This is a genomic window from Streptomyces sp. NPDC032198, from assembly GCF_040636975.1.
Classification (GTDB): Bacteria; Actinomycetota; Actinomycetes; order Streptomycetales; family Streptomycetaceae; genus Streptomyces.
Genome location: NZ_JBEZVL010000002.1, coordinates 225,300 through 244,146, shown reverse-complemented (window position 1 = coordinate 244,146; position 18,847 = coordinate 225,300). Strand labels below are relative to the sequence as shown.

General features: G+C 67.7%; 17 protein-coding genes. 9 read left to right on the top strand and 8 right to left on the bottom strand.

The genetic code is table 11. The features are described from left to right. Positions 1-25: 25 nt before the first annotated feature. Positions 26-1,108 carry an inositol-3-phosphate synthase gene (locus tag AB0E78_RS06275; protein ID WP_361828916.1) on the bottom strand — a complete coding sequence of 361 codons (1,083 nt, stop codon included), beginning with the start codon at positions 1,106-1,108 and terminating at the stop codon, positions 26-28. Positions 1,109-1,167: 59 nt separating this feature from the next. Then, entirely contained in the window at positions 1,168-1,854 is a 687-nt protein-coding gene (locus tag AB0E78_RS06270; RefSeq protein WP_361828914.1) for a helix-turn-helix transcriptional regulator, read from the bottom strand. 373 nt (positions 1,855-2,227) lie between these two features. Between AB0E78_RS06270 and AB0E78_RS06265 the strand changes: the two genes are divergently transcribed. Next, entirely contained in the window at positions 2,228-4,978 is a 2,751-nt protein-coding gene (locus AB0E78_RS06265) for a transglycosylase domain-containing protein (RefSeq protein WP_361828912.1), read from the top strand. A 134-nt stretch (positions 4,979-5,112) separates the two neighbouring features. After that, a complete protein-coding gene (locus AB0E78_RS06260; protein WP_361828910.1) occupies positions 5,113-6,660 on the top strand; it encodes a glycosyltransferase 87 family protein in 1,548 nt (515 codons plus the stop codon). A gap of 111 nt (positions 6,661-6,771) precedes the next feature. Here AB0E78_RS06260 and AB0E78_RS06255 read toward each other — a convergent pair whose 3' ends face one another. From AB0E78_RS06255 to AB0E78_RS06245, 3 genes are all read right to left on the bottom strand, one after another. After that, positions 6,772-7,803 (bottom strand): alanine racemase, encoded by a 1,032-nt coding sequence (locus tag AB0E78_RS06255; RefSeq protein WP_190082970.1) that lies wholly within the window; start codon positions 7,801-7,803, stop codon positions 6,772-6,774. Between the two features lie 90 nt (positions 7,804-7,893). Further along, positions 7,894-9,015 (bottom strand): peptidoglycan bridge formation glycyltransferase FemA/FemB family protein, encoded by a 1,122-nt coding sequence (locus AB0E78_RS06250; RefSeq protein ID WP_361828908.1) that lies wholly within the window; start codon positions 9,013-9,015, stop codon positions 7,894-7,896. A 146-nt stretch (positions 9,016-9,161) separates the two neighbouring features. Further along, on the bottom strand, positions 9,162-9,473 hold the full coding sequence (locus AB0E78_RS06245; protein WP_361828906.1) for a hypothetical protein: 312 nt from the start codon (positions 9,471-9,473) through the stop codon (positions 9,162-9,164). 276 nt (positions 9,474-9,749) lie between these two features. Here AB0E78_RS06245 and rpsF point away from each other — a divergent pair, with 276 nt between their 5' ends. The 4 genes from rpsF to rplI all read left to right on the top strand — a co-directional run bounded on the left by rpsF (position 9,750) and on the right by rplI (position 11,490). Beyond that, complete coding sequence (gene rpsF, locus AB0E78_RS06240) at positions 9,750-10,040, top strand: 30S ribosomal protein S6 (protein ID WP_006604399.1); 291 nt, start codon at positions 9,750-9,752, stop codon at positions 10,038-10,040. Positions 10,041-10,120: 80 nt separating this feature from the next. After that, positions 10,121-10,732 (top strand): single-stranded DNA-binding protein, encoded by a 612-nt coding sequence (locus AB0E78_RS06235; RefSeq protein WP_361828903.1) that lies wholly within the window; start codon positions 10,121-10,123, stop codon positions 10,730-10,732. A 56-nt stretch (positions 10,733-10,788) separates the two neighbouring features. Then, positions 10,789-11,025, top strand: a complete 237-nt coding sequence (gene rpsR / locus AB0E78_RS06230) for a 30S ribosomal protein S18 (protein ID WP_003949403.1) — start codon at positions 10,789-10,791, stop codon at positions 11,023-11,025. 18 nt (positions 11,026-11,043) lie between these two features. Continuing rightward, on the top strand, positions 11,044-11,490 hold the full coding sequence (gene rplI / locus AB0E78_RS06225; RefSeq protein WP_361828901.1) for a 50S ribosomal protein L9: 447 nt from the start codon (positions 11,044-11,046) through the stop codon (positions 11,488-11,490). 132 nt (positions 11,491-11,622) lie between these two features. On the opposite strand, the gene AB0E78_RS06220 is transcribed toward rplI, so the two are convergent. Continuing rightward, positions 11,623-12,960, bottom strand: coding sequence for an MATE family efflux transporter (locus tag AB0E78_RS06220; protein ID WP_361828899.1), 1,338 nt, complete (start codon positions 12,958-12,960; stop codon positions 11,623-11,625). A 460-nt stretch (positions 12,961-13,420) separates the two neighbouring features. On the opposite strand from AB0E78_RS06220, the gene dnaB reads away from it, so the two are divergent. Beyond that, positions 13,421-14,899, top strand: a complete 1,479-nt coding sequence (dnaB, locus tag AB0E78_RS06215) for a replicative DNA helicase (protein ID WP_344525039.1) — start codon at positions 13,421-13,423, stop codon at positions 14,897-14,899. Positions 14,900-14,938: 39 nt separating this feature from the next. On the opposite strand, the gene AB0E78_RS06210 is transcribed toward dnaB, so the two are convergent. Then, complete coding sequence (locus tag AB0E78_RS06210; RefSeq protein ID WP_361828897.1) at positions 14,939-15,505, bottom strand: dihydrofolate reductase family protein; 567 nt, start codon at positions 15,503-15,505, stop codon at positions 14,939-14,941. A gap of 168 nt (positions 15,506-15,673) precedes the next feature. Here AB0E78_RS06210 and AB0E78_RS06205 point away from each other — a divergent pair, with 168 nt between their 5' ends. Next, positions 15,674-16,000 (top strand): hypothetical protein, encoded by a 327-nt coding sequence (locus AB0E78_RS06205; protein ID WP_361828896.1) that lies wholly within the window; start codon positions 15,674-15,676, stop codon positions 15,998-16,000. A 48-nt stretch (positions 16,001-16,048) separates the two neighbouring features. Here the strand turns inward: AB0E78_RS06205 and AB0E78_RS06200 are convergent, their stop codons facing one another. Then, positions 16,049-17,062 (bottom strand): NADPH:quinone reductase, encoded by a 1,014-nt coding sequence (locus AB0E78_RS06200; RefSeq protein ID WP_361828894.1) that lies wholly within the window; start codon positions 17,060-17,062, stop codon positions 16,049-16,051. Between the two features lie 223 nt (positions 17,063-17,285). On the opposite strand from AB0E78_RS06200, the gene AB0E78_RS06195 reads away from it, so the two are divergent. Then, complete coding sequence (locus AB0E78_RS06195; RefSeq protein WP_361828893.1) at positions 17,286-18,668, top strand: serine hydrolase domain-containing protein; 1,383 nt, start codon at positions 17,286-17,288, stop codon at positions 18,666-18,668. Positions 18,669-18,847: the final 179 nt, after the last annotated feature.

The window sequence follows — 18,847 nt, the reverse complement described above, 5'->3', positions numbered from 1 at the left end:
TCAACAGCCGTTCAAGGGACGAGCTTTAGCGCTCGACCTCGCCCTTGATGAACTTCTCGACGTTGGCGTACGCCTCGTCGTCGAAGTACTGCACCGGCGGGGACTTCATGAAGTACGAGGACGCGGAGAGGATCGGGCCGCCGATGCCGCGGTCCTTGGCGATCTTCGCGGCGCGCAGAGCGTCGATGATGACACCGGCCGAGTTCGGTGAGTCCCAGACCTCGAGCTTGTACTCCAGGTTCAGCGGGACGTCGCCGAAGGCGCGGCCCTCAAGGCGGACGTACGCCCACTTGCGGTCGTCGAGCCACGCGACGTAGTCCGACGGGCCGATGTGGACGTTGTCCTCGCCCAGCTCGCGGTCACGGATCTGCGAGGTGACGGCCTGCGTCTTCGAGATCTTCTTCGACTCGAGGCGGTCGCGCTCGAGCATGTTCTTGAAGTCCATGTTGCCGCCGACGTTGAGCTGCATCGTGCGCTCGAGACGGACACCGCGGTCCTCGAACAGCTTCGCCATCACGCGGTGCGTGATGGTGGCGCCGACCTGCGACTTGATGTCGTCGCCGACGATCGGGACGCCCGCCTCGGTGAACTTGTCGGCCCACTCCTTGGTGCCGGCGATGAAGACCGGGAGGGCGTTGACGAAGGCGACCTTGGCGTCGATGGCGCACTGCGCGTAGAACTTCGCCGCGTCCTCGGAACCCACGGGCAGGTAGCAGATGAGAACGTCGACCTGCTTGTCCTTGAGGATCTGGACGACGTCGACGGGGGCCTCGGCGGACTCCTCGATGGTCTGGCGGTAGTACTTGCCCAGGCCGTCGTGGGTGTGGCCGCGCTGGACGGTGACGCCCTTGTTCGGCACGTCGCAGATCTTGATGGTGTTGTTCTCGCTGGCGCCGATGGCGTCAGAAAGGTCGAGGCCGACCTTCTTGGCGTCGACGTCGAACGCGGCGACGAACTCGACATCGCCGACGTGGTACTCGCCGAACTGGACGTGCATCAGGCCCGGGACCTTGGCGTCCGGGTCTGCGTCCTTGTAGTACTCGACGCCCTGGACCAGCGAGGCGGCGCAGTTGCCTACGCCGACGATGGCTACGCGAACCGAACCCATTCCGGTTGCTCCCTGTGTGATCTGTGTATTCCGGATGAGACCCTGCGGACCGCGGGGCCTCATTTGGCGGTGTCATCGGACGGATCCGGCGGCGGGTTGTCGTCCCGCCGCCGGGGCAGGCCGCCCGACTCCCCAGATGTGCTGTCGTGCTGAGCGGAGCCGTCCGGGGCGGACCGTTGCTGGTCCCGCCCCGCGCGCTCGCTCTCGATGAGCTCGTTCAGCCAGCGCACTTCGCGCTCCACGGACTCCATTCCGTGCCGCTGCAGCTCAAGCGTGTAGTCGTCCAGGCGCTCCCGGGTACGGGCCAGGGAGGCGCGCATCTTCTCCAGACGCTCCTCGAGGCGGCTGCGACGCCCCTCGAGCACCCGCATGCGTACGTCCCGCGAGGTCTGCCCGAAGAAGGCGAAGCGGGCGGCGAAGTGTTCGTCCTCGTACGCGTCGGGGCCGGTCTGGGAGAGCAGCTCCTCGAAGTGCTCCTTACCTTCCGCCGTCAGCCGATAGACGATCTTGGCGCGGCGCCCGGAGAGGGGAGCCGCGAGGGCTTCCTCGGGGGTGCCGCCCGATTCCTCGATCAACCAGCCGTTGACGACCAGCGTCTTGAGGCACGGGTAGAGCGTCCCGTAGCTGAAGGCGCGGAAGACTCCCAGCGATGTATTGAGTCGTTTCCGCAGCTCATAGCCGTGCATCGGGGACTCGCGCAGCAGGCCGAGCACGGCGAACTCGAGGATGCCGGAGCGTCTGCTCATCTTCGCCTCCCGTCTGCCAGCGTCTGTCGGCACGGTCTTTATGCCGAGCTGATGTATCGACTCGATACATCGAGACGATAGAACGGCCCGACTGTTGAGACAAGAGGGGAAACGGTGAACGGCGTCACATCACCGATTCGTAGGAAGTAACTTGCCTGATTTGGGGTGAACTTCGGTCCTAAGAGGGTTTTGACGGTGCGTAGTCTGTGCGCCATGCAGACCGCCGGGAACCAAGTGACGCGTGAGGGCGTCGTTGACCCTGGTGTAGTGCGGGTGAGCGCGGGGATGGGCGCATCCGTACTTCGGGGGGACCGGAAACCAGCCGCCGTTTCCAGGCGCGGATACCTGCGCCTGCCCGAGGAGTAATCGTTCGATGAGCGAGCACCGTCGCAAACCGCCGCAGCCGCAGGGCGGCGGACGCGCCGCGGCCAGACGCGGCGTCCCAGGCCCGTCGTCGGGCCGCCGCGCGGCACCGCGTGGAGCCACTGGATCGCCCACTTCCTCAACCGGCTCGCACGGAGCGGGGGCCCCTGATGACGGGGACCGTTCCTACGGCGGCCGTGCCGAAGCCCGGCGTGCCGCGCAGCGCAGTGGTGCTGCCGGCGCGGGCGGAGGCCGCCGCAGAGCGGCCGACGGGGCCGGAGCCGGGCGCGGAGGCGCCGGTGGCGGCGGTCGTCGCGGTGGCGGTGGCCCGAACGGGCCCGGCCGTGGACGAGGCCGTGGCGGCCATGAGCCCCGGAAGAAGAGGTTCATCGACTACCCGCGCGCGGACAAGGACGGCCTGCGGCGCTGGGTGCCGTCGTGGCGCCTTGTCACCGGCCTGTTCGTCGGGTTCCTCGGCAGCCTGATGGCGGTCACGGGGATCGCGTACGCCCTGGTGGAGGTGCCGAAGGTCGACGAAGCGGCCAAGGCGCAGAACAACGTCTATTACTGGGCCAACGGCAAGCAGATGGTCGCGACCGGTGGTGAGACGAACCGCCAGATCATCGACTACGACAAGATCCCCGAGGAGATGCGCACCGCCGTCATCTCGGCCGAGAACAAGTCGTTCGAGGACGACAAGGGCGTCGACCCCATGGGCATCACGCGTGCTCTGGTCAACATGGCCAAGGGCGGCGAGACCCAGGGTGGCTCGACCATCACTCAGCAGTACGTGAAGAACGCGCGCCTGGGCGACCAGTCGCAGACGTTCACGCGTAAGTTCAAAGAGCTCTTCATCTCCATAAAGGTCGGCCGGACCGAGTCCAAAGAGAAGATCATGGCGGGGTACCTCAACACCGCCTACTACGGACGTGGGGCCTATGGAATCCAGGCCGCCGCCCGCGCCTACTTCGGCGAGGACGCCAAGGACCTGGACCCGAGCCAGTGCGCGCTCCTGGCGACGGTGCTCAAGGGCGCCACGTACTACGACCCGGCGGGATCCCCTGAGGTCGACCCTGCGGCCACTCGTGATGCCAACACCGCGAGGGCCAAGAAGCGCTGGAACTGGATCCTCGACGAAGAGGTCAAGGACGGTCACCTGACCGCCGAGGTTCGGGACAAGTACAGGAAGTTCCCGACGTTGGAGAACCCCCGTTCCAACGCCCAGCTGGGTGGTCAGGTCGGTTATCTGGTCGACCTGGCCAAGGCGTATGTGATCAACAACAGCAACGGCCAGATCACGGCCAACGACCTTCAGCAGGGCGGCTACGAGATTCACACGACCTTCGACAAGAGCAAGGTCATGAAGCTCGAGAAGTCCGTGGAGAAGGTCCGCAAGGCGAAGATCAAGCCCAAGCAGCGGCCGGACAAGGACACACACGTCCAGTTCGGTGGCGCGTCCGTCAATCCCAAGGACGGCGCGATCGAGGCCATTTACGGCGGCGAGGACGCGACCAAGCACTTCACCAATAACGCGGACCAGACCGGTGCGCAGGTCGGTTCGACGTTCAAGCCCTTCGTGCTGGCAGCGGCGTTCAAGGACGGAACGCGCGACCCTGACGGGTTGGCGGACCAGGGCGAGGACCAGCGGACGATCGTCAACCCCAAGAGTCTCTACAGCGGCAAGAACAAGCTCAAGATCCAGAACTACGACGGCACGGTCTGGAAGGACCGAGAGGGCAAGGAGTGGCTGCAGACCAACGACGGTGACCAGGACTACAACCCGCCGACCTACCAGATCGACCTGCGTGAAGCGATGCGGGAGTCCGTCAACTCGGCCTATGTGCAGCTCGGTATGGATGTTGGCCTGGACAAGGTGAAGGAGGCGGCCATCGCCTCCGGCATCAAGGAGAAGAGCCTGGCCAGTGCCAACTACCCGTCCTTCTCCCTCGGTACGTCCTCTCCGAGCGCGATCCGCATGGCCGGCGCGTACTCCACCTTCGCGGCCAGCGGCAAGCAGAACGATCCGTACTCGGTGAAGGAAGTCGAGTACAAGGGCAACACCGTCTACCAGCACAAGGTGCCCCCGAAGCGGGCCTTCGACAAGGAGGTCGCCGACAACGTCACCGACGTGCTCAGGACCGTCGTCGAGAAGGGCACAGGTACCTCGGCCCAGCTGAGTGGTCGCCAGGTGGCGGGCAAGACCGGTACGACCGACGGCAACAAGTCCGCCTGGTTCGTCGGGTACACCCCGCAGTTGTCGACCGCGATCAGCATGTACCGCCTCGATGACAACGAGGGGAGCAAGAAGCGCGAGTTCCTGGAGATGTTCGGCACGGGTGGCGAGGAGAAGATCCACGGCGCCTCGTTCCCCGCGCAGATCTGGAAGGACTACATGCAGCAAGCCCTGAAGGGCCAGCGTGTGATCAACTTCCCGGTCCCGGCGCCGATCGGTTCGGTTGTGGGTGAGACTCCGCCGCCTGCCCCGAGCCCGACTCCGTCCAAGACTGAGGAGCCGGAGAAGTCTCCTTCGCCAACCCCCTCGGACACCGGGCCTTCACCGAGTCCGTCGGATACCCCTGACCCCGGTGAGTCCTGTGCCGACTGGGACTGGCAGTGCAACAACAACGGCGGCCAGGCGGACGGTGGCGCCACCGACGGAAGCACCGGCGGGGAGTCGCCACCGGCCACGGACGAGCCGACCGGTGGTGGAGGAAATAACGGCAACGGCAATGGCGGGATCTTCGGAGGCCCGTCAGGCTGACCGCGTTCCCCGTGAGTGTGTTTCACGTGAAACGCACTGTTTCACGTGAAACATGCGCCGCCGAGCGCTGACGAGGGCCGCCACACCGGACCGGTGTGGCGGCCCTCGCCGCGTTCTCAGGTGCGTACGGCAGGATGTGCGGCATGCCCAGTGCAGAGACGACGCGCACGAGCGTGCACAAGACCACTAGTGCGCAGCAGCCCGAGCCCGTACGGCCGACCAAGGAGGATGAGGTCGCCGCGGCTGGCAGCGAGCTGATCGGCGGACCCATCGGCCGCAGAGTGCTGTACGCGGCGACATGGTGGACTCCCGTGCGCGTCATCGCGCTCGTGGCCATCGGGATGTTCGCGCTCGGCATGGTGCAGAAGATGCCGTGTTACGACGGCGCCTGGTTCCAGGGTGCGAGCTCGCAGTACACGCACGCCTGCTACTCCGACATCCCGCACCTCTACCAGGGGCGTGGCTTCGCCGACGGGCTCGTGCCCTACTTCGACAAGCTGCCCGGCGACATGGAGTACCTCGAATACCCGGTGCTGACCGGTGTGTTCATGGAGGTGGCCTCCTGGCTGACGCCGGGTAGCGGCAGCATCCAGCACCAGGAGAAGTTCTACTGGATGGTCAATGCCGGGATGCTGATGGCCTGTACGGCGGTCATCGCCGTCTGCGTCGCCCGCACCCACAGGCGCCGCCCCTGGGACGGCCTGATGGTCGCCCTGGCGCCCGCCTTCGCGTTGACCGCCACCATCAACTGGGACCTCTTCGCCGTCGCTCTCACAGCCGCCGCGATGCTGATGTGGGCGCGCGGGGGGAAGTTCGCCGCCGGTGTCCTGCTGGGCCTGGCGACCGCCGCGAAGCTCTATCCGGCGCTGCTCCTGGGCCCGCTGCTCATCCTGTGCTGGCGGGCGGGGCGCTGGCGGGCCTTCTGCGTGACGGCCGGGGCCGCGGTCGGCGCCTGGCTCGTGGTGAACCTGCCCGTGATGATCACGCACGACGCGACGGGCTTCCACATCCGCGAGGGCTGGGCGAAGTTCTACACCTTCAGCCAGGAGCGGGGCGTCGACTTCGGGTCGTTCTGGCTGGTCCTCTCGCAGCGCATGGACGACCCGCTGTCCACGGACACGGTCAACACCCTGGCGACGGCGCTGATGCTCCTCGCCTGCCTCGGTGTCGGCGCGCTGGGCCTGACCGCGCCGCGCCGCCCGCGCTTCGCGCAGCTGGCCTTCCTGGTGGTCGCCGCGTTCATCCTCACCAACAAGGTCTACTCGCCGCAGTACGTACTGTGGCTGATCCCCCTCGCCGCGCTGGCCCGGCCGCGCTGGCGTGACTTCTTGATCTGGCAGGCGTGCGAGGTCGCGTATTTCCTGGGGATCTGGCTGTACCTCGCGTACACGACAAGCGGAGAGGCCCACAAGGGACTGCCGACCGAGGGGTATCAACTCGCCATCGTGGTGCACCTGCTGGGGACGCTGTACCTGTGCGCCGTGGTCGTACGCGACATCCTGATGCCGGAGAGGGACCCGGTACGGCGGTCCGGTGACGATGACCCCTCAGGAGGCGTCCTGGACGGCGCGGAGGACGTCTTCGTCCTCGGCCAGGCGGCTCATCCGCCCCGGCATGCGGTGCACGCGACAGAGAGGCCTCAGGTGCGGTGGGGCTCGACCTCTACTGACGTTTCACCCTGAGCGAACAGGCCTGGTCGCGGGGGCGGCAAGGAACGACTGAAGGGCCGGGAGCGACAAGCGTCGCTCCCGGCCCTTCAGTCTGTGGCCGTGCCTGAGTCGGACCCGCTGCGATCAGCGGTCGACGATGCGGTCGAACTGCGTGGTGGTGTGCCGCAGATGGGCCACCAGTTCCTCGCCCACCTTCGGCTCGGGTGCGTCCGAGGGCACGAAGAGGATGGAGACCTGCATGTGCGGCGGCTCCGCGAACCAGCGCTGCTTGCCGCCCCAGACGAACGGCGAGAGGTTGCGGTTGACGGTCGCGAGGCCCGCGCGGGCCACGCCCTTCGCCCGCGGCACCATGCCGTGCAGTGCCTTCGGGGCCTCCAGGCCGACGCCGTGCGAGGTGCCGCCCGCGACGACGACCAGCCAGCCGTCGGACGCGACCTTCTGCTGGCGGTAGCCGAAGCGGTCGCCCTTGGCCACCTGCGTGACGTCCAGGACGGCGCCGCGGTACTCGGTGGCCTCATGGTCACCCAGCCACAGATGCGTGCCGATGCGGGCGCGGAAGCGCGTCTGCGGGAACTGCTGCTGCAGGCGGGCGAGTTCGTTGGCCTTGAGGTGGCTGACGAACATCGTGTGCAGCGGAAGACGGGCGGCACGCAGCCGGTCCATCCAGCCGATGACCTCCTCGACGGCATCCGAGCCGTCGGTGCGGTCCAGCGGCAGGTGGATGGCGAAGCCCTCGAGCCGTACGTCCTCGATGGCCGCGTGCAGCTGTGAGAGCTCCTGCTCGCTCACGCCGTGCCGCTTCATCGAGGACATGACCTCGATGACGACGCGGGCGCCCACGAGGCCGTGTACGCCGTCCAGGGACGATACGGAGCGGATGACGCGGTCGGGCAGCGGCACGGGCTCCTCGCCCCGCCGGAACGGGGTCAGGACCAGCAGATCACCGCTGAACCAGTCCTTGATCCGGGCGGCTTCGTACGTGGTGCCGACGGCGAGGACGTCGGAGCCGAAGCGGGTCGCTTCTTCCGCGAGGCGCTCATGACCGAAGCCATAGCCGTTGCCCTTGCAGACCGGGACGATTCCCGGGAACTGCTCCAGCACGTGCTTGTGGTGTGCCCGCCAGCGCGCGGTGTCGACATAGAGCGTGAGCGCCATGGCCGGATCCCGGAACCTTTCTAGTGGCTGCGGTGTATCAGAGGTATGAAGACTATTTGCGGTGGTGCGAATTGTGCCGGGGCAGCGCGGTCAGCGGCGCGACATGTAGATGTCGAGCGCCTTGTGGAGCAGCTTGTTGAGCGGGAAGTCCCACTCGCCGATGTACTCGACAGCCTCTCCACCCGTGCCCACCTTGAACTGAATCAGTCCGAAGAGGTGGTCCGTCTCGTCCAGAGAGTCGGAGATGCCCCGCAGGTCATAGACGGTGGCGCCGAGCGCGTAGGCGTCCCGGAGCATCCGCCACTGCATCGCGTTCGAGGGCCTGACCTCACGTCCGATGTTGTCCGAAGCGCCGTAGGAGTACCAGACATGCCCGCCCACGACGAGCATGGTGGCCGCGGACAGGTTCACGCCGTTGTGCCGCGCGAAGTACAGCCGCATGCGGTTGGGGTCCTCGGAGTTGAGGGCCCGCCACATCTGCTGGAAGTAACCCAGCGGCCTCGGACGGAACTTGTCGCGGATCGCGGTGATCTCGTAAAGGCGCTGCCATTCGGCGAGGTCCTCGTAACCGCCCTGGACGACTTCGACGCCGGCCTTTTCGGCCTTCTTGATATTGCGTCGCCACAGCTGGTTGAAGCCCTTGAGGACTTCGTCCAGGGAGCGGTTGGCCAGCGGAACCTGGAAGACATAACGCGGCTGTACGTCACCGAAGCCGGCGCCGCCGTCCTCGCCCTGCTGCCAGCCCATCTTCCGCAGCCGGTCGGAGACCTCGAAGGCACGCGGCTCGATGTGCGAGGCCTCGACGTCCCGCAGTCGCTTCACGTCGGGGTTCTGGATGCCCGACTTGATCGCGGGAGCGTCCCAGCGCCGGATGACGACCGGCGGGCCCATCTTCACGGAGAAGGCACCCTGCCGCTTCAGATGCGCGAGCATCGGCTGCAGCCAGTCGTCCAGATTGGGTGCGTACCAATTGATGACCGGGCCCTCGGGAAGGTAGGCGAGGTAGCGCTTCACCTTGGGCAGCTGTCGGTAGAGCACCAGGCCCGCACCGACGAGTTCGCCGGTCCGGTCGTCGAACCAGCCCAGGTTCTCCGAACGCCATTCACTCTTCACATCCGCCCATGCGGGGACCTGGCAATGACTTGCCGACGGCAGGCTCTGGATATACGCCAGATGCTGCTCGCGACTGATGGTCCTCAGGGTCAGACTCATTCGGGGCGCTCCTCGGGCTGGTGTGTCCCCATGGGTACAAGGGCTCCGGCTCTCGCGCCGAAGCCTACTGTGCCCCGAGAGCGCCCCGTCTGGGCGTACGGAACCTTGGCCCCCGGCCTATGCGCGCCGGGGGCGTCAAGGGGCGGCTACCAGAGCCCGCCGAAGAGTCCTCCGTGGGCCATACCCAGGAAGAATCCGACCGCCGATGCACCGAGGCCGAGGATCAGGCCGAAGCGTTCGCGGGTCGTCTCGGAGATGAACTGTCCCCACGCACCCGTGGCGATCCCCGCCAGGCCGGCCCAGGAGCTGAGCAGGTGGAGGTTGTGGAACATCGCCGTGACGAAGGCGATCGCACCCAGGACGAGGGTCAGGCCGAGAAGCGTGTCCTGCATGGGATGGGCCTTGCCGTCCGTGGCGAAGAGAGAACCAGCGGTGTTCGGTCGCAATACCTGTGCCATAAGGCACCTCCTGCGGAAGGCGGCGCATCGTAGCGCCATACACACCCGATGTGTACAGATTCTGCCCGTCGCCCGCCGGATTTCAACCGGAAGCCCAGGTGCGGGTAGTGTGTACCGTCTGCACCGGTGTCTGCCCATGCCATGGCAGGGCTTCCCGATCGGTCCAACGGCCGGGACGCCCGATTGTCAGTGGCTGCCGATACCGTTGCGTACGCATCACGACCCTCCTGCCACGGAACGACCGTGGCCGCTGAGTCCAAAGGAGGTGGGTTCCACATGCGTCACTACGAAGTGATGGTCATCCTCGACCCCGATCTCGAGGAGCGCGCTGTCTCCCCGTTGATCGAGAACTTCCTCTCCGTCGTCCGTGAGGGCAACGGAAAGGTCGAGAAGGTCGACACCTGGGGCCGTCGTCGTCTCTCGTACGAGATCAAGAAGAAGCCCGAGGGCATCTACTCGGTCATCGACCTGCAGGCCGAGCCTGCGGTCGTCAAGGAGCTCGACCGCCAGATGAACCTGAACGAGTCGGTCCTCCGGACCAAGGTCCTCCGTCCCGAGACCCACTGAGCTTCCTAGCTCAGCGGTACTCGGGATCCGAGTAGCAGCAGCAAAAGCAGCCAGCAGCAAACCCGCCGAGAGGTTCCCCCATGGCAGGCGAGACCGTCATCACGGTCGTCGGCAATCTTGTCGACGACCCCGAGCTGCGCTTCACCCCCTCCGGTGCGGCGGTCGCGAAGTTCCGTGTCGCGTCCACTCCCCGCACCTTCGACCGCCAGACCAATGAGTGGAAGGACGGCGAAAGCCTCTTCCTCACCTGCTCGGTCTGGCGTCAGGCGGCGGAGAACGTCGCGGAGTCGCTTCAGCGAGGCATGCGCGTCGTCGTGCAGGGCCGGTTGAAGCAGCGGTCCTACGAGGACCGTGAGGGCATCAAGCGCACGGTCTACGAGCTGGACGTCGAGGAAGTCGGCGCCAGCTTGAAGAACGCCACGGCCAAGGTCACCAAGACCACCGGTCGCGGTGGCCAGGGCGGCGGCGGATTCGGCGGCGGTGGCGGCGGCCAGCAGGGCGGCGGCAACTGGGGCGGCGGCTCCGGTGGCGGTCAGCCTCAGGGTGGCGGCGGTGCCCCCGCCGACGACCCCTGGGCGACCAGTGCGCCGGCCGGCGGCGGCCAGCAGCAGGGCGGCGGCGGTGGCTGGGGCGGAAGCTCCGGCGGCTCCGGCGGCTCCGGCGGCGGCTACTCGGACGAGCCTCCCTTCTAGGCCTCAGGCCAAGGGTGGGCCGTTCCCACACTTCTTGATCAAACAGGAGAGAACACATGGCGAAGCCGCCTGTGCGCAAGCCTAAGAAGAAGGTCTGCGCATTCTGCAAGGACAAGGTCACGTACGTGGACTACAAGGACACGAACATGCTGCGGAAGTTCATTTCCGACCGCGGCAAGATCCGTGCCCGCCGCGTGACCGGCAACTGCACGCAGCACCAGCGTGACGTCGCCACGGCCGTGAAGAACAGCCGTGAGATGGCGCTGCTGCCCTACACGTCCACCGCGCGATAAGGGAAGGGTGACCGACAAATGAAGATCATCCTCACCCACGAGGTCTCCGGCCTCGGTGCCGCCGGCGAGGTCGTAGACGTCAAGGACGGCTACGCCCGCAACTACCTGATCCCGCGGAGCTTTGCGATCCGCTGGACCAAGGGTGGCGAGAAGGACGTCGAGCAGATCCGTCGTGCTCGCAAGATCCACGAGATCGCGACCATCGAGCAGGCCAACGAGGTCAAGGCCAAGCTCGAGGGCGTCAAGGTCCGTCTGGCCGTCCGCTCCGGCGACGCCGGTCGTCTCTTCGGTTCCGTCACCCCGGCTGACGTCGCTTCGGCGATCGAGGCCGCTGGTGGTCCGAAGATCGACAAGCGTCGTGTCGAGCTGGGCTCGCCGATCAAGACGCTGGGCGCCCACGCGACGTCCGTGCGTCTGCACCCCGAGGTTGCCGCTCAGGTCAACATCGAGGTCGTCTCCGCCTAAGCACTGCGCTTGGCAGAGCTGAAGCAACCGTTGGGCCGCACCCTCAGGGTGCGGCCCAACGTGTTTCTCGGACGCTGTTTCACGGCCGCTGTTTCACGTGAAACACGTGGGGCGGTGTTCAGCTCGTCAGGGTCAGCGGGTGGCGCCGGTGACGATCCAGTGGCCGGAGCGTGTGCGCAGCCAGAGAGTCACCATGCGGACCGCCATCATCAGGGCCATCGCTGCCCAGACGGCGGTCAGTCCGCCCCCGAGGGTGGGCACGAGGAGCGCCACCGGAGCGAAGACCGCCAGTGTGGCCAGCATCGCCCAGGCCAGATACGGGCCGTCTCCCGCTCCCATCAGGACGCCGTCGAGGACATAGACGATGCCGCAGATCGGCTGGGAGATGGCCACCACCACAAGTGCGGGCAGGGCCGCGTCCTGGACGACGGAGTCGCTGGAGAAGAGCGGGATGAACAGCGGCCGGGCCAGGACCACCAGTACGCCGAGCGCGACCCCCGACGCGATGCCCCACTGCACCATGCGGCGGCAGACGTCGCGGGCGCCCTGGGGATCGTTCGCGCCCAGGTAGCGGCCGATGATCGCCTGGCCGGCGATGGCGATGGCGTCGAGTGCGAAGGCCAGCAGGCTCCACAGGGACAGGATGATCTGGTGGGCGGCCACATCGGCGTCGCCGAGGCGGGCCGCCACCGCGGTCGCGATCATCAGGATGGCCCGCAGCGAGAGCGTACGGACGAGGAGCGGGGCGCCGGCTTGGGCGCAGGCCCTGATGCCGGCGGCGTCGGGGCGCAGGGAGGCGCCATGGCGCTTGGCTCCGCGGACGACGACGAAGAGGTACACGGCGGCCATCGCGCACTGGGCGATGACGGTGCCCCAGGCAGAACCGGCGATGCCCAGACCGGCGCCGTAGACGAGGGCAACGTTCAGGACGCCGTTGGCGACGAAGCCGCCGATCGCCACGTACAGCGGGGTCTTCGTGTCCTGCAGTCCGCGCAGGACACCGGTGGAGGCGAGCACGACGAGCATGGCGGGGATGCCGAGCGAGGAGATGCGCAGATACGTGATCGCGTACGGGGCCGCGGTGTCCGAGGCGCCGAAGAGCTCCACGATCGAGGGTGCGGCGGGCAGGACGACGGCGATGACGGCGGCGCCGAGCAGGAGGGCCAGCCAGATGCCGTCCATGCCCTGGCGGATAGCGGCCTGGAGATCTCCGGCGCCCACCCGGCGGGCGACGGCCGCCGTGGTCGCGTAGGCGAGGAAGACGAAGACGCTCACGGCGGTGGTGAGGAGCGCCGAGGCCACTCCGAGTCCGGCCAGTTGTGCGGTGCCGAGGTGGCCCACGATGGCGCTGTCGGCCATCACGAAGAGAGGCTCGGCGACGAGTGCGCCGAAGGCGGGAACGGCGAGGGCGATGATCTCTCGGTCATGCTGTCGCCGAGCGGCCTTGGTCGCCGCGGGAGCCTGTGTCATGCACACCAATCTAATCTTCCACAGGTAAGAGATGCAATGCCTCTAGGACCCTTACCGGGTCTCGAGTCGGACACTCTTCGAGGCGCTGTTCGGCACGATCTTGGGCCGACTGGGGAAGTTTTTCTTCTGCACAGCCGGTGGATGCGAAAGCTGCAGGTCAGGGTGGGTTTCTGGCGTAGGTTGAGTGCTTGTTCACAGGCCTGTCCACCGAGCCGTGCACAGGTTTGGCGGGGTTCTCCACAGCAACGCGCCCGTCATCCACACCGCCTGTGGATAACCAGATTGGCTGACGGTGGCCGCGGGCCTACCGTGGTGCGGCGCCCCCCTCGTGATCCTGCCTCGGAAAGCCCGAAAATCCGACGCGTCGGAACCGGAGTTGGGTCGCTTATTTGTCAGTGTCGTGCCGTAAGAAAGAGGGGCACGGCTAGGTCCGCGCGGCGGACGTGAGGGAGGTGGCCCGGTGAGTATTTCCGAGCCCTTGGACGACCCCTGGGCCGACAGCGGTCCCAGTGACCGTCTGCCCGCCTCCCGACAGCGTCGTGACGGAGGCAGAGGCCGCGACGAGCAGCACGACCGCGGCCGTGAAGGCGGTGGCTGGGACGGTGGTGGTACGGCCTTCGAGCGCGTACCGCCGCAGGATCTCGACGCCGAGCAGTCGGTGCTCGGCGGCATGCTGCTCTCCAAGGACGCCATCGCCGATGTCGTCGAGGTGCTCAAGGGCCACGATTTCTACCGGCCCGCGCACGAGACGATCTACACGGCGATCCTCGACCTGTACGCCAAGGGGGAGCCGGCCGACCCGATCACCGCGGCGGCCGAGCTCACCAAGCGCGGCGAGATCACCAAAGTCGGCGGGGCCTCGTATCTGCACACGCTGGTGCAGACGGTGCCGACGGCGGCGAACGCCGAGTACTACGCGGAGATCGTTCACGAGCGGGCGGTCCTGCGTCGCCTCGTGGAGGCGGGCACGCGCATCACCCAGATGGGATACGCGGCGGACGGCGACGTCGACGAGATCGTCAACAGCGCCCAGGCCGAGATCTACGCGGTCACCGAGCAGCGCACCAGCGAGGACTATCTGCCGCTCGGCGACATCATGGAGGGCGCACTCGACGAGATCGAGGCGATCGGTTCGCGCAGCGGTGAGATGACCGGTGTGCCGACGGGCTTCACCGACTTCGACTCGCTGACGAACGGCCTCCACCCGGGCCAGATGATCGTCATCGCTGCCCGTCCCGCCATGGGTAAGTCCACCCTGGCGCTCGACTTCGCGCGCGCGGCGTCCATCAAGCACAACCTGCCCAGCGTCATCTTCTCCCTGGAAATGGGGCGCAACGAGATCGCGATGCGTCTGCTGTCCGCGGAGGCCCGGGTGGCGCTGCACCACATGCGCTCCGGCACGATGACGGACGAGGACTGGACGCGGCTCGCGCGCCGGATGCCCGAGGTCTCGGCGGCCCCGCTCTACATCGACGACTCCCCGAACCTGTCGATGATGGAGATCCGCGCGAAGTGCCGGCGCCTCAAGCAGCGCGCCGACATCAAGATGGTGATCATCGACTATCTGCAGCTGATGCAGTCCGGTGGTTCCAAGCGCGCCGAGAGCCGTCAGCAGGAGGTCTCGGACATGTCACGAAACTTGAAGCTGCTGGCCAAGGAGCTCGAGGTTCCGGTCATCGCGCTCTCGCAGCTGAACCGTGGTCCCGAGCAGCGCACCGACAAGAAGCCCCAGGTCTCCGACCTGCGTGAATCCGGCTCGATCGAGCAGGACGCGGACATGGTGATCCTTCTGCACCGCGAGGACGCGTATGAGAAGGAGTCACCGCGCGCGGGCGAGGCGGACATCATCGTGGGCAAGCACCGTAACGGCCCGACGGCGACGATCACGGTCGCCTTCCAGGGGCACTACTCGCGTTTCGTGGACATGGCGCAGACGTAGCCGACGTGCGGACATCCCTGGCGCGTGGGGTGCTGCTGCTCAGCGCCTCGTCTCGTACGTCGTCAGGACCACGCCGCCGGGAAGCGTCCGCGTCTCCACCAGGTTCAGGTTCACCCAGCTGTCCAGCGCGGTGAAGAACGGCGTGCCGCCGCCCACCAGGACCGGATGAGTGGCGATCACGTACTCGTCGATCAGCCCGGCGCGCATGGCCGCCCCGGCGAGCGTTGCGCCGCCGATGTTCATGGGGCCGCCGTCCTCCGCCTTGAGCCGGGTGATCTCGGCGATCGCGTCGCCGGTGACCAGGCGGGTGTTCCAGTCGACCTTGTCGATCGTCGAGGAGAACACCACCTTCGGCGTGTCCCGCCAGTTCCGCGCGAACTCGATCTCCGCCGGGGTGGCGTCGGGCTGCTGGTCGCCGGTCGGCCAGTAGGAGCTCATCGTCTCCCAGAGCTTGCGCCCGTACAGCGTCAGGCCACTCGCCTGCTCGTGCTCGAGCCACCACTGGAACAGCTCCTGGCTCGGCGGCCCGCCCCAGCCGATGTCGTCGCCGGCCGCGGCGATGTAGCCGTCCAGGGTCAGGTTCATGCCGTAGATCAGTTTCCGCATGGCCCAGCCTTCCGTCCGTGGATGTCCGGCATACAGACCAGCGTGACGCGGAAGACTCATCGGTGCGCGATCTGGCCTCGGTGGTAGTCCTCGTGCTCGGGGCTCAGCGTGGTGTTACGAGCGGCGAGACCCCGCAGGCGGCTTCGAGGATTTCGTCATCATGGGCTGATGACGACGTGGATGCGCTGCTACTGGGACGAGGAAGACATCTGGTTCTACTTCGAGGTCGACGCCGAAGGCTGGGTGACCCGGCAGATCGAGCTGCAGGGCTCTGCGCTGACCCCGATCGCCGCGGCCGCCCTCGACGAATGGCAGCGGGCCCAAGATGCGGGCCGCCTCGATGAGTACGACAGCAGGTTCGGACTCACGGCCGAACTGCCCGTCTCGGAGTGGGAAGGCCACGACCCCGAGGAGCTGACCTCCGACCAGTTCGAGGAGGTCTGGGGAATGGCCCGACGCCACATCGCAGCCCTGCCACGACGCGGGACAGCCTGAAGGCTGCTGGTCAGCAAAGACTGCTGGTCGGCGTAATGCTCTAGGCGGTCACGGGATATCGAGCAGGACCCTCCCCACCACGCCCTGTTCGAGTGCCGTGTGGGCTTCGGCTGTGTGTTTCAGGGGGAAGCGGTGCAGTGGCATTCCGGCCTTCTCGCCCACGCGCAGCGCGCCCGCGTCCACGGCTGCCGTGACGTCGGTGAGTGCCTGCTGCTTCGCGGGGGGCGGGACGGTGTAGACGAAGACGCTCTGCCAGCGCAGGTTCGCCGCCAGCGAGGAGAGCACCGGGACGGAGAGCTGTTCGCCCTCGCCTCCCGCGTAGTAGGCCACCACAGCACCCTGGGCGGCCACCGCGATGTCGAGAGCCGTGTTGGCGCCCGGTGCGACCTCCACGATGATGTCGACGCCGTTGGGGGCGAAGGCCAGGATCTCCGCTGCCGCGTCCTGCGTGCGGTAGTCGACCACGCGGTGGGCACCGGCCGCGCGGGCCAGCGCTGCCTTGGCGGGGCCGCTGACCGTGGTGATGACACGCGCCCCGGCCCAGCGGGCGAGTTGGACGGCCGCGTTGCCGACCGCGCCCGCGCCGCCTGCCACCAGGACCGTCATGCCTTGCAGGGTGCCGGGCGCGATGCGCTGCGGCCCGCCGTCATGAACGGTCAGTGCGCGGTGGGCGGTCAGGGCCGGAATGCCCAGGGCCGCACCGAGCTCGAACGGGGCATGGTCGGGCAGGGCGACGGCATGCCGGTCGGGCACGAGCGTGTACTGCTGTGCCGTTCCCCAGGGCCGCTCCCACGCGGCCTCCCAGATCCACACCCGCTGCCCGACCCGTGCCGGGTCGATCTGTGAACCGACGGCATCGATCACCCCGGCACCGTCCTGGTGGGGCACCTGTTCCTTCATGCCCGGCGGCAGCGCGCGCCTGCGGCTGCGCCAGTCGGTGGGGTTGACGCCCGAGACGTGCACCCGGACCCGTACTTCGTCCGGGCCGGGCTCGGGCACCGGACGTTCGACGAGCTGCAGGACCTCGGGTCCGCCGGCAGCCGTCCGGATGACGGACTTCATCTCGTGCCCCTCTTTCGCTCGCCTCGTCGCCCCACCGTCTCTGGGAGCCGACGTCCGGAAAGAGCGCTGCTCTGTGTGGGGCATCGTTTGAACTGCTTGGTGGGGGCAGGTATTCCGGGGGCCCGGTGAAACCCTGCTGCACCTGCCCTTATGCGGGTGGCCCGCGTAACGCCCGTGGCGGAATTCGCTCGACGGGCGGCCCCCGCGAAGGTGGACTGGGGGCATGACATCACCGCGTGAAGAGTTGTTGCCCACCACTCGTCGAGCCCTGCTGCACCGCGTCGCCACCGCACAGGCGGAGGGGAGGGCGCCCTCGCTCGTCGCCTCGGTGTTCAGGGACGGCGAGTTGGTGTGGACCGAGGGGCGCACCTGCGTCGAGGGGCACGCACCGGACGAGGACGTCCAGTACCGCATCGGCTCGATCACCAAGACCTTCACCGCCGTGCTGGTGATGCGGCTGCGCGACGAGGGCGCCCTCGACCTTTCCGACCCCCTGGAGAAGCACCTTCCTGGGACCGCCGCGGGTGACGTCACCATCGCGGAACTCCTTGCGCACACCAGTGGGTTGGCGGCGGAGACCCCCGGTGAGTGGTGGGAGCGTACGCCTGCCTCGCAGCGCCCCGAGCTCGGGGACGTACTTGGCGAGCAGCCCTTCAAGCACCCCACCGGGCGCCGGTTCCACTACTCCAACCCGGGCTATACGTTGCTCGGTTCGCTGATCGAGGCGCTGCGGGGAGACTCCTGGGAAGCCGTGCTGCGGCGCGAGATCCTCGAGCCCCTGGGCCTGGACCGTACGAGTGCGCAGCCGCAGGCCCCGCATGCGGGTGGCTGGGCCGTCCACCCGTGGGCGGACGTGATGATGCCCGAGCCCGCCGAGGACCTGGGCCTCATGGCTCCGGCCGGGCAGCTGTGGTCCACGACGGCGGATCTGGGGCGCTTCGCCGCCTTCCTCCTGGCGGGCGACGACCGGGTCCTGTCCGCCGACACGGTGCGGGAGATGCGGGCGCCCGCGTCGCCTCTGGGCCCGGGGGACTGGGACGTGACGTACGGCCTGGGGACGCAGCTGATCCGTGGGGACGGGCGCACCCTGGTCGGGCACGGGGGCTCGCTGCCGGGCTTCATGGCCGGGCTGTGGGCGAGTGAGGCGGACGGTCTGGTGGCGATCACGCTGACCAACTGCACCTCCGGCCCCGCCGTGACGGCATTGGCCTTCGACCTGCTGAAGATCGTCGCCGATGCCGAGCCCCGTATCCCCGAGCCCTGGCGCCCCCTGCCCGAGCTGGACGAGGGTCTGCTGGAGCTGGCGGGGCCCTGGTACTGGGGGACGAGCACCTTCGTGCTGCGACCGCAGGCCGACGGAGCGCTCGAGTTGGCGCCCCTCACGGGCTATGGCCGGGGTTCAGGGTTCCGGCCGGACGGGAAGGGCGCCTGGATCGGGCTCGACGGCTACTTCGCCGGGGAGCGGCTGCAGGCAGTGCGGCGGCCCGACGGGTCGGTGAGCCATCTCGACCTGGGGTCGTTCTTCTTCACCCGGGAGCCGTACGACGCCGGGACTCCCGTGCCGGGCGGAGTGGACCCGGAGGGGTGGCGCGGGCTTCCCTCGTAGTGGCGCGGGCTCCCTTGTGGGAGTCTGCCACCGCTGGTGAGTGTCGGGTGGGGGGGGGGGGGGGGGGGGGGGGTTTGGGTGGTTATAAAGCACCCCCCCCCCCCGGCGCTCCACAACAGACTAAACAGTGGCGGGGTTGGCAACAAGAAGTGACCGGTGCCCACCGCCCCCGGAACACA

Excerpts from the sequence above, each read along its gene's own strand:
- AB0E78_RS06275 (WP_361828916.1), bottom strand. The coding sequence starts at position 1,108 with ATGGGTTCGGTTCGCGTAGCCATCGTCGGCGTAGGCAACTGCGCCGCC.
- AB0E78_RS06270 (WP_361828914.1), bottom strand. The coding sequence starts at position 1,854 with ATGAGCAGACGCTCCGGCATCCTCGAGTTCGCCGTGCTCGGCCTGCTG.
- AB0E78_RS06265 (WP_361828912.1), top strand. The coding sequence starts at position 2,228 with ATGAGCGAGCACCGTCGCAAACCGCCGCAGCCGCAGGGCGGCGGACGC.
- AB0E78_RS06260 (WP_361828910.1), top strand. The coding sequence starts at position 5,113 with ATGTGCGGCATGCCCAGTGCAGAGACGACGCGCACGAGCGTGCACAAG.
- AB0E78_RS06255 (WP_190082970.1), bottom strand. The coding sequence starts at position 7,803 with ATGGCGCTCACGCTCTATGTCGACACCGCGCGCTGGCGGGCACACCAC.
- AB0E78_RS06250 (WP_361828908.1), bottom strand. The coding sequence starts at position 9,015 with ATGAGTCTGACCCTGAGGACCATCAGTCGCGAGCAGCATCTGGCGTAT.
- AB0E78_RS06245 (WP_361828906.1), bottom strand. The coding sequence starts at position 9,473 with ATGGCACAGGTATTGCGACCGAACACCGCTGGTTCTCTCTTCGCCACG.
- rpsF (WP_006604399.1), top strand. The coding sequence starts at position 9,750 with ATGCGTCACTACGAAGTGATGGTCATCCTCGACCCCGATCTCGAGGAG.
- AB0E78_RS06235 (WP_361828903.1), top strand. The coding sequence starts at position 10,121 with ATGGCAGGCGAGACCGTCATCACGGTCGTCGGCAATCTTGTCGACGAC.
- rpsR (WP_003949403.1), top strand. The coding sequence starts at position 10,789 with ATGGCGAAGCCGCCTGTGCGCAAGCCTAAGAAGAAGGTCTGCGCATTC.
- rplI (WP_361828901.1), top strand. The coding sequence starts at position 11,044 with ATGAAGATCATCCTCACCCACGAGGTCTCCGGCCTCGGTGCCGCCGGC.
- AB0E78_RS06220 (WP_361828899.1), bottom strand. The coding sequence starts at position 12,960 with ATGACACAGGCTCCCGCGGCGACCAAGGCCGCTCGGCGACAGCATGAC.
- AB0E78_RS06210 (WP_361828897.1), bottom strand. The coding sequence starts at position 15,505 with ATGCGGAAACTGATCTACGGCATGAACCTGACCCTGGACGGCTACATC.
- AB0E78_RS06205 (WP_361828896.1), top strand. The coding sequence starts at position 15,674 with ATGACGACGTGGATGCGCTGCTACTGGGACGAGGAAGACATCTGGTTC.
- AB0E78_RS06200 (WP_361828894.1), bottom strand. The coding sequence starts at position 17,062 with ATGAAGTCCGTCATCCGGACGGCTGCCGGCGGACCCGAGGTCCTGCAG.
- AB0E78_RS06195 (WP_361828893.1), top strand. The coding sequence starts at position 17,286 with ATGACATCACCGCGTGAAGAGTTGTTGCCCACCACTCGTCGAGCCCTG.